Below are 243 nucleotides of genomic sequence, written 5' to 3'. Positions count from 1 at the left end.
TTGATGCTGATGACTCTTGCAGGTCTTGAGCAACGCATAAAGTCCACCGCACTTAAAAATGGGGCGAGAGCCAACTTTATAGGATACGCTGATGATTTCGTCGTCACTTGCACTTCAAAGAACGTGCTGGAGAACGATATCAAACCGTTGATTACTGACTTCTTAGCACACAGAGGCTTAACGCTCTCCGAAGAGAAAACGCACATTACTCACATTAGCCGTGGTTTTGACTTCCTAGGCTTT

1 protein-coding gene is annotated in these 243 nt (G+C 45.3%); it reads left to right on the top strand.

Features of this window, described 5'->3' with window-relative positions:
- Nucleotides 1-243: reverse transcriptase domain-containing protein (locus AN394_RS21450; protein WP_268795679.1), on the top strand; the 243-nt coding region annotated here is incomplete at both ends.

The organism is Pseudoalteromonas sp. P1-26, assembly GCF_001401795.1.
Taxonomy (GTDB): domain Bacteria; phylum Pseudomonadota; class Gammaproteobacteria; order Enterobacterales; family Alteromonadaceae; genus Pseudoalteromonas.
The sequence above is the reverse complement of the archived record's forward strand: the minus strand, read 5'-3'. Positions and strand labels throughout refer to the sequence as shown.